At 42.6% G+C, this 16235-nt stretch carries 16 protein-coding genes and 2 pseudogenes; 17 read left to right on the plus strand and 1 reads right to left on the minus strand.

Annotation, left to right across the window (positions count from 1 at the left end):
* Positions 1 to 165 precede the first annotated feature (165 nt).
* The 16 genes and pseudogenes from EV294_RS02225 (at position 166) to EV294_RS02295 (ending at position 12750) form a co-directional block, all read left to right on the plus strand.
* Positions 166 to 402: a glutaredoxin family protein gene (locus tag EV294_RS02225; protein ID WP_165930557.1), complete on the plus strand. Its 237-nt coding sequence runs from the start codon at positions 166 to 168 to the stop codon at positions 400 to 402.
* Entirely contained in the window at positions 395 to 1099 is a 705-nt protein-coding gene (locus EV294_RS02230) for a Crp/Fnr family transcriptional regulator (protein WP_132303392.1), read from the plus strand. The genes EV294_RS02225 and EV294_RS02230 overlap by 8 nt, the downstream gene beginning before the upstream one ends.
* 400 nt (positions 1100 to 1499) lie before the next feature.
* On the plus strand, positions 1500 to 2162 hold the full coding sequence (locus tag EV294_RS02235; protein ID WP_132303393.1) for an NAD(P)H-dependent oxidoreductase: 663 nt from the start codon (positions 1500 to 1502) through the stop codon (positions 2160 to 2162).
* 265 nt (positions 2163 to 2427) lie between these two features.
* Complete coding sequence (locus EV294_RS02240; protein WP_132303394.1) at positions 2428 to 3066, plus strand: FMN-dependent NADH-azoreductase; 639 nt, start codon at positions 2428 to 2430, stop codon at positions 3064 to 3066.
* 577 nt (positions 3067 to 3643) lie between these two features.
* The gene (locus EV294_RS02245; protein WP_132303395.1) at positions 3644 to 4300 is read left to right on the plus strand and encodes an HD-GYP domain-containing protein; all 657 of its coding nucleotides are present in this window, start codon (positions 3644 to 3646) and stop codon (positions 4298 to 4300) included.
* A gap of 1485 nt (positions 4301 to 5785) precedes the next feature.
* The gene (locus tag EV294_RS02250) at positions 5786 to 6139 is read left to right on the plus strand and encodes a hypothetical protein (protein ID WP_132303396.1); all 354 of its coding nucleotides are present in this window, start codon (positions 5786 to 5788) and stop codon (positions 6137 to 6139) included.
* 328 nt (positions 6140 to 6467) lie between these two features.
* A complete protein-coding gene (locus EV294_RS02255) occupies positions 6468 to 6767 on the plus strand; it encodes a hypothetical protein (protein ID WP_132303397.1) in 300 nt (99 codons plus the stop codon).
* Between the two features lie 427 nt (positions 6768 to 7194).
* Entirely contained in the window at positions 7195 to 7521 is a 327-nt protein-coding gene (locus tag EV294_RS02260) for an NIPSNAP family protein (RefSeq protein WP_132303398.1), read from the plus strand.
* 480 nt (positions 7522 to 8001) lie between these two features.
* Positions 8002 to 8323 (plus strand): annotated as a pseudogene (locus tag EV294_RS02265) (metal-sensitive transcriptional regulator).
* A gap of 13 nt (positions 8324 to 8336) precedes the next feature.
* Positions 8337 to 8540, plus strand: a complete 204-nt coding sequence (locus EV294_RS02270; protein WP_132303399.1) for a copper ion binding protein — start codon at positions 8337 to 8339, stop codon at positions 8538 to 8540.
* Positions 8541 to 8982: 442 nt separating this feature from the next.
* On the plus strand, positions 8983 to 9180 hold the full coding sequence (locus tag EV294_RS31040) for a P-type ATPase actuator domain-containing protein (RefSeq protein WP_207918085.1): 198 nt from the start codon (positions 8983 to 8985) through the stop codon (positions 9178 to 9180).
* Positions 9174 to 9671, plus strand: a pseudogene (locus tag EV294_RS31045) (HAD-IC family P-type ATPase); the annotation flags it as partial. The gene EV294_RS31040 and the pseudogene EV294_RS31045, both read left to right, overlap by 7 nt.
* Before the next feature lie 14 nt (positions 9672 to 9685).
* On the plus strand, positions 9686 to 10306 hold the full coding sequence (locus EV294_RS02280) for a nitrite/sulfite reductase domain-containing protein (RefSeq protein ID WP_132303400.1): 621 nt from the start codon (positions 9686 to 9688) through the stop codon (positions 10304 to 10306).
* 23 nt (positions 10307 to 10329) lie between these two features.
* Entirely contained in the window at positions 10330 to 11025 is a 696-nt protein-coding gene (locus EV294_RS02285; RefSeq protein ID WP_132303401.1) for a response regulator transcription factor, read from the plus strand.
* Complete coding sequence (locus EV294_RS02290) at positions 11022 to 12101, plus strand: sensor histidine kinase (protein ID WP_132303402.1); 1080 nt, start codon at positions 11022 to 11024, stop codon at positions 12099 to 12101. The genes EV294_RS02285 and EV294_RS02290 overlap by 4 nt, the downstream gene beginning before the upstream one ends.
* A 79-nt stretch (positions 12102 to 12180) precedes the next feature.
* Positions 12181 to 12750, plus strand: coding sequence for a YdhK family protein (locus EV294_RS02295; RefSeq protein WP_132303403.1), 570 nt, complete (start codon positions 12181 to 12183; stop codon positions 12748 to 12750).
* Between the two features lie 275 nt (positions 12751 to 13025).
* Here EV294_RS02295 and EV294_RS31050 read toward each other — a convergent pair whose 3' ends face one another.
* On the minus strand, positions 13026 to 13874 hold the full coding sequence (locus tag EV294_RS31050) for a helix-turn-helix transcriptional regulator (protein ID WP_481856045.1): 849 nt from the start codon (positions 13872 to 13874) through the stop codon (positions 13026 to 13028).
* Between the two features lie 128 nt (positions 13875 to 14002).
* Between EV294_RS31050 and EV294_RS02305 the strand changes: the two genes are divergently transcribed.
* On the plus strand, positions 14003 to 15988 hold the full coding sequence (locus EV294_RS02305) for a beta-galactosidase (protein WP_243711543.1): 1986 nt from the start codon (positions 14003 to 14005) through the stop codon (positions 15986 to 15988).
* Positions 15989 to 16235 lie beyond the last annotated feature (247 nt).

Genomic DNA, 16235 nt, shown 5'->3' on the forward strand with positions numbered 1-16235 from the left:
TGCGATCATGATATTGACAGGCGCTACAGGGAGTTTGTAATATCAGCGAGTAATCGATATAAAAGGAAATAACACCTTAAAGTTTCAACAAATCAATCGTCTTATTCAAGCCTAGATGTTGAATGGTCGGTTCTTTATCATTCAGCGGGAAAGGAGGAGATGGAAGTGAAGAATGTTGTATTGTATGGAGCCGATCATTGCGCCGCATGCACAGAAGCTATAAAGTTTTTTCAACAGCAAGGGATTCCTTTCCAATATAAGAACGTAGGAACCGACAAAGAGGCTTTTGCCGAAGTACTTCGTCTAGGAGGTATCGCAACACCTTTCATAGTTGCCGGTACACACGTACTTCATTCATTTGACCAACAAAAATTGAAGGAGTCACTGAAACTTCATGGATAAGCTTTGGTATCTATCGCGAATTAGCATTTTTGAATCTCTCTCCCCTGAGGATTTTAAGGAAATCGATTTGATGGCCCCACTAACCCATTTTAATGCAGTTCCGAAAGGCACGCTTATCCAAACTCCCGAACAACATCGTGAAGGCTTATTTTTCGTAAAAACAGGTAAGCTCCGGATGTACAAAATAAACGCTGAAGGCAAGCAGTTTACGACTGCCATTTTGGGGGTCGGTAATATGTTCGGCGAAATCGACTCTTTATCATTCGGAACGCATGACATGTACATCGAAACGATTGAAGAGACCTTGATCTGTTCTGTTCTACGCGAGCATTTCCAAAAATTCCTCCTAAAAAGACCGGAATTGGCCATGCGATTTCTAAAGGTTTTAAGCAATCAATTAAAAGAGAAAGTGGAGCTGCTTGAAAAACTGGCCATCGGCAATATCGAAGATCGCGTGTTGCATCTGCTGCTTAAATTATCTGAGCAGTTCGGAACGAAAAATGAAGATTTCGTCAAAATAGATTTTTCATTGACTCACCAAGAAATTGCTAATATGATCGGCGTAACGCGCGAATCAGTGACGACGGTTTTGAAAGACTTATCCCAAAAAGGCATTCTTCAAACCGGTAGAATGCAGATCTCGGTTCATTCACAAAAAATCAGAGCACACCTAAATCATATTGAACAAAAGGGATAAATTAAGTGCTTTAACCGCAATTTTTAATTTGTATATTTGTGGTCGTAGACTAATATTAAGGCAAGCGAAAATCATATATAGAGCGGTGTCCTAAATAGGGCATCGCTTTTTTTATAAATTCGAGTGAGGTTTTAACATAAGTACAAAAGTTATTATGAAATGAACTTCTTTAGGAGAAATTCTACCGAAGGTTTATGCTAACGTTCAACTTAATGAAAATGATTAAAAAATAGATGGAGAACTGTAATCTACTTAACAGAACTCCGTTTTAATTAGACTTACAATCAAAATATCAGTTGATATAATCGAAGTTCTGAAACAATGAGCAACCCGAACAGCTGGAAGTGGCGGTACATCAGTTAACTACAATAAAATAAAGAAGAAGGTTGATTCTACATGATTGAGAGTAAAAAAACAAGAAATTTTAAATGCTTACAAGTTTAGACATGCTTGCAAAGCTTTTGATACCAACAAAAAAATTCCTGACGAGGATTTTCACTTTATATTAGAGACCGGAAGACTGTCTCCAAGTTCATTTGGTTTCGAACCATGGAAGTTTGTCGTGATTCAGAATGCAGCTCTTCGCGAAAAATTAGAACCTGTTTCCGGCGGAGCCACAGGACAACTGCCAACTGCCAGCCATTTTGTAATTATATTGGCCAGAAGAGAAAATAGCTTACGGCCTGACTCGGTTTACGTAAATAAAATGTGGAAAGATATTCATCATATGCCAGAAGAAGTGGTGCTAGATTGGCGTGATTTTTACAAATCCTTCATTGAAAGAGAAATCGAAGATAATGACCGTCTCATTTTTGAATGGTCAATCAGACAAAACTATATAGCAATGGGAAATATGATGACAGCTGCGGCTCTTATCGGTATTGATTCCTGTCCGATCGAAGGTTTTGATAAAAAACAGGTTACCGCTATTTTACAAAATGAGGGTATCATTAATGGCGACGATTTCGGTGTAGCCTGTATGGTTGCTTTCGGATATCGTCAAAAGCATCCCAAACGTCCACAAACAAGACAACAGCTCGATGAGATTGTGGAGTGGCGATAAACTTAAGAAGGAATTACCAAGCATCAGGGGACATGTTTCGCTGACAGGTGCTTTGAGGTTAAGAAGGGGGGGGCTACGAGTGTGGCAACTCCTTTTTTATGGTACTAACGAGTAGGATTCTTTAGGGGACTCCGTGAACACAGTCGCTTACAAGAATTGCTTGCATCGTTGTCGGTGACGGTAATTATATTAACAACCCTAGAAGAATGAAATGTCATTTATTTGGTATTTAATCAATTTAAGAAAAGGGAGTGTTTGATTTAATATGGCACAAGTTCTATACATTACTGCTAATCCGAAATCGATTGAAAACTCAATTGGTCATCGAATAGGACAAGCTTTTCTTAAAGCTTACCGTGAAACTCATGCAAATGATGAGATCCAGGAAATAAATTTATATCAAGAGGAATTCCCAATCGTGGATCTCGATATCCTCAACGGCTGGGAGAAAATGCGTCGAGAGGGGATACCATTTTCGGAGTTAAGTCAACTCGAACAACAAAAAATCAATGCTTTAAATCAATTTATCGATCGGGTGGCGAGCGCTGATAAATATATATTTGTATCTCCTATGTGGAATTGGGGTGTTCCGCCACGATTAAAAGCTTTTATCGATTCCATTGTAGTCTCGGGAAAAACATTTCATTATACCGAGGATGGACCCGTTGGGCATTTAAAAGGGAAAAAAGCTATTCATATACAAGTGAGCGGCGGCATTTATTCGTATGGGCCTTTGACTAAAATGGATCATAGTCATCCCTATTTAAAACAAGTTCTTAATATCATAGGTATACATGATGTACAAGTATTATATGTGGAGGGACATGATTTTGACCGAGCACGTGCAGAAGAGATTATTCGAAAGGGTAAATCGGACGCAGAAAAATATGCGCTGACTTTTTAATCATTCGTCATTGGCTAAGTGTTATAAAGTTCCGATTCACGGCGTCAATTTCCGATCGAAATTGTATATCACCTATCTCAATTGTTAAAAGCTGCTATTCATTAATTACGGGTTCGCCGCACGTACGACTTGAATCTAAAGGCTGGTATGAAGAAGCGGCGCGATTTTTTGAAAAAGTCGAACAATTGGATGAAGCAATTTTGGAATTCATACCAGATCAAAGCGTTGTCGAAACCTTTGCTCAGGGACCTTTAACGGATGCGGCCAGCCATATCGGCCAACTAATGCTGCTTCGCAGATTAGCAGGAATTCCAGTCACGTACAATATTAATTCGCTAAAAAGTTTGAAGACCGATTGCTGAAGCAGGGAGGATTCCTACGTTGAATTATTAGGAGCATACCAACAGAGGGCTAATACAATTAATTGTTAAGATTTCTGATACTAGAAACTTCACAAAAGCTGAGATCAGAAGAAAAATTACCAGAGCTTCCTTTCCGTAAAAATTCACTTAAACTTTTAGGTTATGTCATTAATACAGTATCATACCTTTCCTATTTTTTACAAGGGGGACGTCACATGTACGATGTTTTGTTGGATTCTCAATCTTTGTTTCTTCAGCTGTTTAATATGTACAATGGCGAGCAGGAGTGGGAGAAAGGGAAAGCACTGTTCGTATCCATAAGTTGCCGAGATCTGGCAACCGCTAATCATTCTCTGGTTGTTGGATATATTGCCTACCATATAACAATAAACATTCGCCTTGCCTCCTGTAATGCAGAAAGGATGTTTCTAGCCGGTTTGCTACATGACATAGGAAAATTATCAATGCCGGATAGTATTTTGAAGTCCTCACAGCGTCTTAACACTGAAGAAAGAAAGCTAGTAATTGAACATGTGAAGGTTGGACATGACGCTTTAAAACAACTTGATTTTGGTCCGGATATACTTCAATTTTGCTACTCGCATCATGAAAGACTTGATGGTAGTGGTTATCCTCAAGGTACAACGAATTTAAATGAAATTGGGTGCATTGCGGCCATCTCCGATATATACTCAGCATTAAAGTTGCCGCGTAGCTACCGCTCAAATTGTTTAAGCGACAAAGAGATAATTGAATTTTTATTTCAATACGATAATCAATTCAATAGAAATTACACATATATTCTAAAGTCTTTTCTCAATAAGCGCTCAAGTAATAACCTTTCAAAAATAGATGAATTAATAATTAAGTAAGAAGCGTTCTAACACCTCCATCAATTTTGTAGTTTTTTAATACGGACTTAACGTAGGTTCGACATGACATGTTTACCAGGTGGATCGACCAGTGTATGAAATTAGTAGCGTTGCCTCTATTTTTAAACTGAACTCAATCTTGAGTTCCCGTCGTTCTTACTTTCAACATTGATACTTGCTCGGGTTGCTTCATCGTGCCAAATCTATTTTATTTTATCCAGGGTTCACAATTTATTGTGTTGCTAAATAACCTCTCTTCTCATTTCATGTTGGAGTTGTTTGTATACCGTAGGCACATTCTGCTGCTTCTCCTCGTAAATCAATGATAACTTCAATACTCTCATTTTAATCCATATCCTCCAACCTTCAAATCTTGAACAGTTGTAACAACAAGATAAATGGACATCCATATAATATCGTAATAATGTAAGTTGGTTGAAGAAAGGTTTCTTGTATAAGATATATCCCAGTCAACTAATTTTGGGAGGGTATACATTCATCTTAGTTTTATACATTTTTTTTACATTTTTTTCATAGGCTTGGACTGGGAAATCGTCATAACCGAGGGACGAGACATATATCGGGAGATGTAAGTGAATGCTTCGGGCGTTCTGTGATATATTCATTTAAATGTTACGTTAACGGGGAATGCTTGTTCAATGTCAGTAGGGAGCATGGCAAATGCTGCTCCTGTTTCATTAATGCAACCTGTATTGATTCAGCAGCGTCTAATGAATAGTAGTAATTCCCTGTTTCTAGGAGGCGTGGATTATACGGTATTTTATCAAGCTAAATGCTCTGAGTGCTATCGTTGCATGGATACCATTTATTATTAGCGAACTATTAGCCAACGTGTATAGAATAAATCGAATTACTGGGATTGAAATAGACGTTATAAATAGGGTTACTTTAATTATGAGTTTTGTAAGCCTAATTATTATATTTGTTATTTTTGTTCCCTTAGTTCTTCTGATTTTACCATCAAAGTTAACAAACCTTTTGACATCCATTATGTGGTTCCCATATTACTGCTTGTATGTGTATATCTTTGTTACTCTTCTTCCTGCAAATAATCCAGCTGATGATCCTAATCCTGTTTCAGGGTTAATCATTATTGCAATTTTGTTTTTATATCCGTTATTAATAGCAGGAGTTAATGGTATTGCCCTATTTCTACATTATTTAAAGGTGCGCAAGTTGCTCAACTAACGTAAGAACAGTAGTTTAAAACAATACGTCAGTTACTAGGGTTGATGCTCAGTTGCTGTTTTCTATGGAATAAGGACGAGGTGAACCTTTAAATGGGTGACACAATATGGTTGTGTGACAATTCCGATGAAAGAATTGTTGGGTCACTCACTATGTCCAATACAGCAACTAGTGTGTTTCTACAGATATTGGCACTAAGTGGGTCAGACTTAGCAGTAACAGATAGGGAGAAGGAATTTATCGTGTGGTTGAACCAAAGGGATCAATCAGTTATAGGTGCTGGAACTGTGGGATTTAGCATTAGTAATGCCTTGGACCAGAAATGATTTCGATCAGTTAAAGGGATTTTTATTATCTGTAATTAATTCTGCAATGAAAAGACACAGAGGGGAAAAGTTAAATTGCAGTCCTAAAGAGGAGAAAGTGGTAAGTAATTTAAATCACTTACGTTTGTTAGCAACCAATTTTACAGAAGAGTTTGTAGATGAAGCTCATTATATAAACTGGTCGACCAAAGACGATTTAGATGAGGCACCTACCATCCCTATTGGTTTCCCTCAATGCTCCAAGCATAAAGTTATTCTATCCTGCTATGGTTGCTTAATTTGTAATAATGGAACGCAGTCTTAAGCTAACATCAGAACAATAGTTAAAAGCTAAACCAATAAAGCTGCCGGCATGCAAACGGGCAGTTTTATTACGTTAACGGTCAGTATAGCATAATATGAAGGTAGCGGCCGGGGCATACAATGTTCGGTTGCATTTTTGTTGAAGGGGATAAAGCCCTGAAGTGATTCTGCCTCGTCGAATAGGCATAACACTGGCCACTGAAGACGGATAAACTCGTTGAAATAAATGAACAAGAAGGAGCTTATTTAAGCCTTGTGTTAATCATGGTAAAATGTGGATTATATCTATTTAGAGCCCATGAAACACAGGCAGGTGATTGAAAGTGAAGATGTCTAAATTAGGGGAATTGGCCGTTATTACTATTGTTGTTGTATCCGTTGTTTTATGCATCCAATATACCAAACGCACCTATTATGGGGATGATGGGGTAATCATCACAGCTAAAAGTAAACCTATGTTAAATGAAGTGCCGGTAGAGGTTAAAGCAATCATCGCAGTAGTTCATGGGATATTAGATGATTTACTCGGCTGGGGTGCGGATGAGGAGTTTCAATTCACGGTTTCTGATAAAAAACAGTTAAAGGCCGCTATGGACAAAATGGAGTGGCATTCCGCCACTTTCAAGTGACATTTTAAGTGCGGATTTACAAAATGCTCAAGACCTTCTTAAAGTCGGTGTTATACGTGAGGACCTAAAAGCTATTCAGTATGCGTACCGTATCCTAAATGATTTAGATATTACCTTTAATGATTACTTTGGCGATAAAGTTTGGAACTATTCGCTTGCTGGAGCGGGTAATGGAAAGAATGTAGAGAAGGTAAGAAAATATCTGAATCTCACGGATAAAGGATAAAGGATAAAGGACTTCATCTATGAGGTTAGTGATTATACAGCTGATTTTCTCTTAACCGATTGAACTAAAGGCAAACTTTAGTTCAATGCACGAAGAAGCAGCTTGCCACTCCCAGCCGCTTCTGCGCTCGATCTAATTTTTAAAAAGTCGAAATAGATGCGTGCTGGATTACCAATCAGGTTCATTCGGGGAGGAAATAACATGCTATACGAGTTGCGAATCTATACGATTTACGAAGGTCGAATGGATGCCATTCAAGACAGATTTAAGGATCATACGTTTAAAATTTTTACAAGACTGGGAATGAAGGTCGTGAATTTCTGGATAGATGCAACAGGCCAAAATAAACTATATTATGTGATGGAATTTAAGGATATGGCGCAGCGTCAAAGGCTCTGGGAGCAGTTTAAGAAAGACATCGAATGGATTCAAGTTAAACGCAACTCGGAAGAAAACGGAGGGCTCATAGTCGAAAAAATTGATGAGTATTTTATGTATCAAGCTGATTTTTTCAAATTGGGAAATTGAAGTACCGTGAAACGATATTGAATTGTCAAAAGTGTATGAAGCTGCCGGAGTATGATCGGCAGCTTTTTTGCGTTCATGGACAGTAGTGTGTGTTGGAACCGCTATTTATCTGTCGAACGACAAGAACATCCATACAATCCAAGTCGCATATACTGCGGCTTTTTATTTTATGTATAGATCGTTTGTTCAAGACAAGAGCTTCTATACCTCGCCGCATTAGGACAAGAACTTCGTGTAGCCACGAGTATTTTGTATTCGTTAATAACAAGCAAGAAAAAGCCCTACAATTAATGGATTCGCAGTGGAAATGGTTCTTGAGCCAGAGGGGTGTATACTCCCGCACTGTCGCCAAGCATCATTGACGGTAGCGTTTTACATGTAACATGTAAAACGTTTTTACGTTCTCGCCGGAGGATTAGTAACCTAACTGGCGACTCTATATGGGAACAGAGTAACGAGGTAGAATGCTGGAGAAATTTTATTGCCTATTGTTATACCCCCTGGGGGTATGCTATATTGAAGAGGTTATGCGACCACTCCGAAAAGACAAAGAGCAATCTTACCTCAAGTTAAATCTTTTATTGAAGGACAAATACGCGGCATTAAAGGCCTTATTGAAAAAGATACGTATTGTGACGGCGTATTGAATCAAAGCGCTGCAGTTCAATCCGCGCTGAATAGCGTTGGAAAGCTTCAGCTTGAGCATCACATGAACAGCTGCGTAATCGAACGGATTCAAGAAGGGGATACAGAGGTTCTCAAAGAGCTTATGGTTACCATGAATAAATTGATCAAACTATAAGGCGAGCGGCCATATGCAAACTGTAACGCTCAAAGTAGAAGGAATGTCCTGCGAGCATTGCGTCAATACAGTTGAAGGTGCGGTAAAACAAATTGGTGCATCCGGTAAGATTGATTTGAATGCGGGCTCCGTAACGATTCAATTCGACGAGTCCATAGTGTCGCTTGATTCGATCAAAGAAGCGATTGAAGGGCAAGGCTACGACGTAGTGGATTAATTAGCGACGCCTCAGGCGGCTCTGCAGAAGTAATTATTTTTTTCAAAAATATATACCCCCAAGGGGTATTTCACTAAGGTGGATTGACAATGGAAAAAGGTATCCTTGAATTTCGCACTCGAAATACAACGCGACATAAGTCTCCGTAGCGGATATGACGAGAAAGGTCGAACAGCTCGCTTACAAAGCCATTCGCAAAGAGAAGGAAGCGGCAACGGGCGACTACAAAAAGAAGGAAATTCGTCGCAAAAAGCTGCAGCTAGCGATATCCGCAGTGTTATCTTTTCCCCTGATGGTCAGCCACTTTTCGTTCACGTCATGGATTTATTTGCCTGATTTTCTGATGAACTCTTTGGTGCAGCTAGCGTTGGCTACCCCGGTTCAATTCATTATAGGCCGAGCGCGATGTTGATTACGCTTATATGTTCGCGATGGCCAGGAAATGACCGTCCCGGTTCAAGAGGTCATCATCGAAGATATCGTCCTTGTAAGACCAGGCGACAAAATCCCGGTGGATGGAGAAGTCGTAGAGGGGAATTCCGCTATCGGCGAATCCATGCTGACCGGCGAAAGCATCCCGGTAGAGAAAAGAGCCGGCAATGCTGTCATCGGTGCAACAGTGAACAAAAACGGCAGTTGAAACAGATGGGCATTGAAATGATCATGATTACAGGCGATAACATGCGGACGGCTCAAGCGATCGCAAATGAGGTTGGTATCGATCATTTGCTCGCCGAAGTGCTGCCGGAAGGCAAGGCGAGGGAAGTAAAAAACTGCAGGCTCAAGGCAAAAAGGTAGCGATGGCGGGCGATGGCATTAACGATGCGCCGGCTCTGGCAACCGCAGATGTAGGCATCGCCATAGGCGCAGGCCACGGATATCGCGATGGAAGCCGCTGATGTGACGCTTAGGCGCGGCGAGCTTACTAGCATTGCCGACGCCATTTTCTTAAGCCGCAATACGATGGCTAATATCAAGCAAAACTTGTTCTGGGCGCTTGGCTACAATACGCTTGGCATACCCATCGCAGCTGTTGGACTTCTCGCGCCTTGGGTCCCGGGTGCCGCGATGGCGCTAAGCTCGGTATCGGTTGTGTTGAATGCGTTGCGGCTGCAGCGAGTCAAACTGTAAAGGGAGAGGAACACATGGGGATGGTGAAATTTGCGATCACGCCTGGCTTTGAAGTTGGAGGGACCATTTTTAAACCGGAGCAGCTTGCGCTTCTCGGGTCGATTATTGGGGAGAAGGCAAGAATTGAACTTACAAACTTCAAGCAGCTGTATGTGGAGATGGAAGAGGAAAGCTTCGAAGAAGTAAAGAAAAAGCTGACGGAGAAAGGGCTTGAAATTTATCCGGCAGGATTTGTAACCAAAAGCCTAATAACCTGTAACTTTTGTCGCGGCGCCGAAGATGCCGGGGTTGAGATTGCACAAAAGCTAAACCGCGTGATTGCGGGAATAACAATGCCGTCGCCGCTTAGAATCGGATACGCCGGTTGTGCCCTCGGCACGAGCGAGCCGCTGCTGAAAGATATCGGAGTCGTGAAAATGCGGGATAACTTCGATATCTATATCGGCGGCGAACCCAAATCAATAAAGCCCGCCTTTGCACAATTATTCGTTGCTGGGGTAGATGCGGAACGGATGATGAACATTGTTCAGAGGCTCATTGCGTATTTTCAAACAAACGGGAAGAATAAGGAGAAGTTCTCCAGGTTTATTGGGCGGATTTCAATGGAAGAGTTACGCAATGCGGTTGCCAGTTAAGTGAATCGACCGGGGAGGATTTCATGAAGACGATACTGGTGGTAGACGATGAAGAAAAGATTCGCGAGGTCATTGTATCATATTTACGGAAAGACGGATTTCAAACGATTGAAGCGGAAAGAGGAAATAACGCTCTTGATCTGGTACGCTGCGGAAATATCGATCTTGTAATTTTGGATCTCATGCTTCCCGATCTGTCGGGAGAGGAAGTGTGCAAGTTAATTCGGCAGGCGTCTACGATACCGATTATCATGTTAACGGCTAAGGTAACGGAGGACGATCGCGTGAAAGGACTATCCCTCGGCGCAGATGATTACGTTATAAAACCGTTTAGCACGCGTGAATTGGTTGCTAGAGTGAAGGCTAATCTGCGCCGTGCACATGACGATACTTTGCTCGCTGAAATCATAACGTTTAAGAACGGAGATCTAACCATCCACCCCTTAAGGCATAAAGTTTTTAAAAACCGCATTTCCATTGCTCTTACGCCAAATGAATATAAATTGTTGCTGACTTTTGCCCGGCATCCCGGCAGAACCTTTACGCGAGAAGAACTGGTTGAAAAGGTGCTCGGATTTGATTTCGAAGGTGATGCGCGTGCCATTGATCAGCATGTCAAAAATCTAAGACAAAAGATAGAGTCCGACCCTAAAAACCCGGCATACGTGATTACCGTTTTTGCCGTAGGCTACCGGTTTGCCGGAGGCGAATCCGCATGAAAGGGTTATATGCCCGTATCGCAATTGCATGCATTGGCATTGCTTCAGGGGTTCTGCTCATTTCGACGATTACGTTTATCCTTGAAACCCACTATCACCTTTCAATGTATCAGCATCAGTCTCAGGATAGGAATATGGCTTCATCGCCGGCATTTGATGCGCATTTTGAGCAGGCGCTTGTTCAATCGGTTCTGTGGACGGCAATATTCGGACTTGTACTTGCTATCGTAATCAGCCTCTTTGTGGCAAAACGAATAACGGCACCGCTTATTCAGATGAGGAGTGTTGCTGAACGAATGGCCCAAGGCGAACTTACTTCCCGTACAGAAGTAAGCGGCAAAGACGAATTGGCCGAACTTGGTCATTCGCTTAACTATTTAGCCGATCAGCTGCTGCTTCAGGAACAGCTGCGGAAAACAATGACGGCCGATGCAGCCCATGAATTAAGAACGCCGCTAGCAACGCTTAAAAGCCATATGGAAGCTATGATCGAAGGGGTTTGGGAACCAACACCCCAGCGGTTGGAGTCTTGTTTTGAAGAGATTGAGCGGCTCCGGTTCCTTGTTGGCGATTTGGAACAATTGACCGAAGTGGAATCGCCGAACTTCAGATTGAATTTCAAAGAGGAGAATATTAATTCCATCGTTCGTCATCATATTGGAGCCAGTCAAGCCGCCTTTAAAAATAAGGGAGTGGAGTTGTTATTTCAAGGCCAAGGGAATGTCCGTGCATTTATAGACAGGTTGCGCTTTGGGCAGATTATGGCAAATTTGCTCAGCAACGCCTTGAAATTTACACCAACGGATGGGAATGTTGCGGTCGCTGTAGCGGAGCAAGGTAACATGGTTTCTATTTCGGTAACGGATACGGGGATCGGGGTTGATGAAAAAGAACTTGCGTTTGTTTTTGAACGCTTTTATCGTGCGGACAAGTCCCGAGACCGCAATTCCGGAGGGAGCGGAATTGGATTAACGATTGTAAAAAAACTAGTTGAGGCGCATGGAGGTACAATCGAAATCCGCAGCCAAAAGGGAACAGGAACCACGGTTGAGTTTCGTTTGCCTAAATCGCTATGATCGTTCTCATAAGATCTACACAACTATTTATTAGAATGAAAGGAGATTAGAATTATTGCCAATGGAAGGGGTTAATGTAATGAAGAAGATTGTTATACTCGGAGCTGCTGTGATCCTGGCTGTTGCTTTAAGTGCTTGCGGTAAAAGCTCGGACCAAGGAAAGGCTGCAAACAACAGTCAACAGGGAATGAATATGAACCATTCCGGAATGAACATGGAACATTCATCTTCGGATAAGCTTCCTGCAGGTCTTAAAGAAGCCGAAAATCCTAAATTTAAGGTGGGGAGTCAAGCCGTTATACTTGATGACCATATGCCTGGCATGAAAGGCGCGACCGCAACTATCGTTGGTGCATACGACACTACGGTTTATGCCGTTTCGTACGTTCCGACAACAGGCGGGGAAAAGGTTGCGAATCATAAGTGGGTTGTTCAAGAGGAAATTAGGAATGCGGATGATAAACCATTTGCCAAGGGGGATGAAGTGACGCTAATGGCTGACCATATGAAGGGCATGAATGGAGCCAAAGCAACGATTGATTCTGCCCAACAAACAACCGTTTATGTGGTGGATTATACACCGACTACGGGTGGCGCACCTGTTAAAAACCACAAATGGGTGACACAAAGTGAGCTTTCTGCCAAGTAAGTTTAATGTCTCTCTCTAATTCAAAAACGACTGAAATCAATAAAGCGGATGTTGCAGGAAATCCCAAGTTACACGGCAGTGTCGTTATCAGCTTAGATTCATTGATTCCATAGAAGTCGAACATCAATAAAGGTACATACAATTGCAAGCACGGATGAGTCGGAACAGGAAGATGATCCGGCTAATCAAGTAATGCAGGCGATGCCTGTATACTTTAGGGACAACTGAGTGATTTCAGCTGTCCCTTTTGTTGTTTCCTAACCCTCCTGTTAGGGTTAGTTGTGTCCGGCACCCCGGAGTATTCGGAATTGTTCCGGAGTCATTCCCTCTGACTTTCGGAACCTTTGAATGAAGTATGTACTGTTTGCAAAACCGACTAATTCAGCAATATTTTTTATGGTCATGCTCGTCGATACCAGTAGGTTTTTGGATTGGAGAATACGGCATTCCGTTAAATACTCAATCGGAGTCTTTCCAATTAAGCTGTGGAACTGCCTGCTGAAATGCGATGGACTGCAGCTAGCTTGTGATGACATCTGTTCGAGCGTGAGCGGCTCACGGCAGTGTGAGCGTATCCACTCCGCTGCCTCGGTTAGCCTTTCCCGCATTCCGGGTTTAGGGATGCCCTCCATAGTCTCGGCGTGCTGGACGATTAGAGCGATCATTTCGTAAGTAAGGGCAGATAATCTCGCTGCTCCTTCTTGCATTGGAGGCATGCGGAAGTCCAACAATTCTGACCACAGCTGGTCAAGCCGTGAGACTCCTTCCCACGAGAAGAGCCAAGGCTCTCGTTCCCCGCGTCCGTGCAATAGCGCACCCAAACCGCGAGCCGTAAAATGAACCCATCTGATATCCCATGGCTCCATGCTGTCAGCGTAGTAGTGCTGTGGCACACCTGGTCCGTAAAGAAAGCCGGTGCCGCTTTTCAGTTCCACGGTTTTCTCTCCGATCCGAACGTATCCCTTACCCGCCCGAACGATATGCCAGTTGTATGTGGTAAGTCCATTCGGCCGGTTCTCGTAATGTTCTAGCTCGTTTGCATAGTGGCCAAATGATTCTGGGTAACAGGGAAAGCGTTCGAATCGCGGATCCGGAACAAAGTGATTTATGCGCAATGATCTCACCTCAAATAGCAAAATTGTGATATGCAAAGCAAAAAAATGTGATTTAATGCTCTTTTTATAAATAATATAATTAATCTATTGAATGAATAGCAAGCAAAATAATGATATTGGAAATGGAGAATTATCAGATGAGAATGGGAATGGATTACTATCCGGAGCATTGGGACCGCTCCATGTGGGAGGAAGATGCGAAGCTCATGCAAGATACAGGCATCAGCCTGATTCGTGTTGCTGAATTCGCGTGGTCTAGACTAGAGCCGACAGAAGGTTGTTACGATTTCGCGTGGCTCGATGATGCAATCGATACATTCGCAAGACATGGGATACAGGTGGTCATCGGAACGCCGACCTGCACACCGCCTAACTGGCTGGTGAAGGAGTATCCGGACGTGTTGCCGATAGACCATCAGCTACATCCACACTATCCCGGAGTTCGGGGGCACCGATGTTTTAACAGCCCATCCATGAGGCGTTACTCAGCATTAATCGTGGAGAAGCTTGCCCTACATTATGCGAATAATACAGCAATTATCGGTTGGCAGATTGATAACGAGTTCGGATTGCAGGAGTGCAATTGCGAGCATTGCAATTTGCGGTTTCGGACTTGGCTGCAGGATAAGTATGGTTCGATCGACGCAATCAACGCGGCTTGGGGTACAGTGGTATGGAGCGGTGAATATAGCGATTGGTCACAGATCACTACCCCGCTTGGGGGTACTAGACATAAGAATCCATCTTATTTACTGGACTACAAACGTTTCGAGACCGCTTCTGTGGTTGAATTCCAACAGATGCAATTGAACATCTTGAAGGAGCATTGCCCGAACCATTTCGTTACCCATAACATTTGGAGTTATCCGATGAGCTTGGATTACTATAAGCTTTGCGAAAATTTAGATTTGGTTTCCCTTGATTACTATCCGAGTACAAGTCCCGAAAAAACTGTTGCGAGTGGATACAGCGGGGCATTGACCTTGGATTTGACGCGCGGAATCAAAAGGCAAAATTTCTGGATCATGGAGACCATTAGCGGTCCTCCAGGCTGCTGGATGCCGATGTGGCGTACGCCGCATCCTGGATTTATTCGAGCGTTTGCTTGGCAATGCATCGCGCGTGGTGCGGATACTTTGGTCCACTTCCGATGGCGGAGCGCTCCGTCGGGAGCAGAACAATTCTGGCACGGGCTGATTGACCATAGCAATGTGCCCGGCAGGCGATTCGAAGAATATCGTGGACTGTGCCAAGAAGTACAGAAACTTGCTCCGCTCTTAGAAGGAACAAAGGTACAGAGCGAAGCGGTCATCCTTCATTCGCATGATCAATATAACGCGTTTCAGATGCAGCCTCAAGTAGATGGAATGGATTATTTCGATAATATAAAAACGATTCATCGCGCCTTCACTAAACTAGGCATTATGACAGATGTACTGAACGAGAATGAAGATCTAAGCGGATATAAGCTCATTGTGGCTCCTTCCCTCTTTTTGCTCGACCCGGAGCTCGCGTCTCGTATGGAGGAATACGTAAAGAATGGGGCAACTCTCGTATTGATGCCTCGTACTGGTGTGAAGAATCAAAATAATGTATGTTGGATTCGCCCTTTACCCGGACCGTTTGCCGATGCTGCGGGGGTCGTTGTAGCTGAGTATGATCCGATTGGAAGAGATGCCCATACTATTCGCTGGCAGAACAAGTCTTATTCCTGCAGTCAATGGTGCGACATATTAACACCTCAAAGCGCGGAACCGATAGCCTATTATGAAGACGATTTCTTCGCCGGTCAGACTGCAGCAACCGTTCACGCTTTGGGTAAAGGGAAGGTTTACTATTTGGGAACGTTTCCCGAGGAAGATTTCTATGTAGACTTCTTCCAGGCTGCGGCAGAGAAATCTGGAATTCACTTCTTCTCTGGATTGCCGGAAGGTGTTCAAATCTCATTGCGCGCGAATGAATCAACACGATATTTGTTCTTAATGAACCTTACGCGAAAGCAACAGACAGTGCAGCTTGACCGGATATATCGAAGTATCATTAACCATAGAGATATTGACCATGCCTTAATCATGGATCCATATGCGGTCGAAATCGTGGAGCTTCCACGAAAAAACGCATAGCTGATTTGGGCATACCAAAGGGATACCCCAGTTCCCACCAAGCGACAATCGTATTTTTAACTTTTACGCAACCATTACAGGTTGCGTTTTTTATTGGTGGGGAGATCAGATCAAGACCGATACTCCTGCCTTATATTCCTATTTCCCCGGTATAAAAATAGAAACAATCCTCGCTATGAGGGATAGTAATATGTCTCATAATATGTTTATATTAAATCACAATAATTAACATATTTTTCATTGAAAT

Origin of the sequence: Paenibacillus sp. BK033 (assembly GCF_004345425.1) — a bacterium.
Classification (GTDB): Bacteria; Bacillota; Bacilli; order Paenibacillales; family Paenibacillaceae; genus Pristimantibacillus.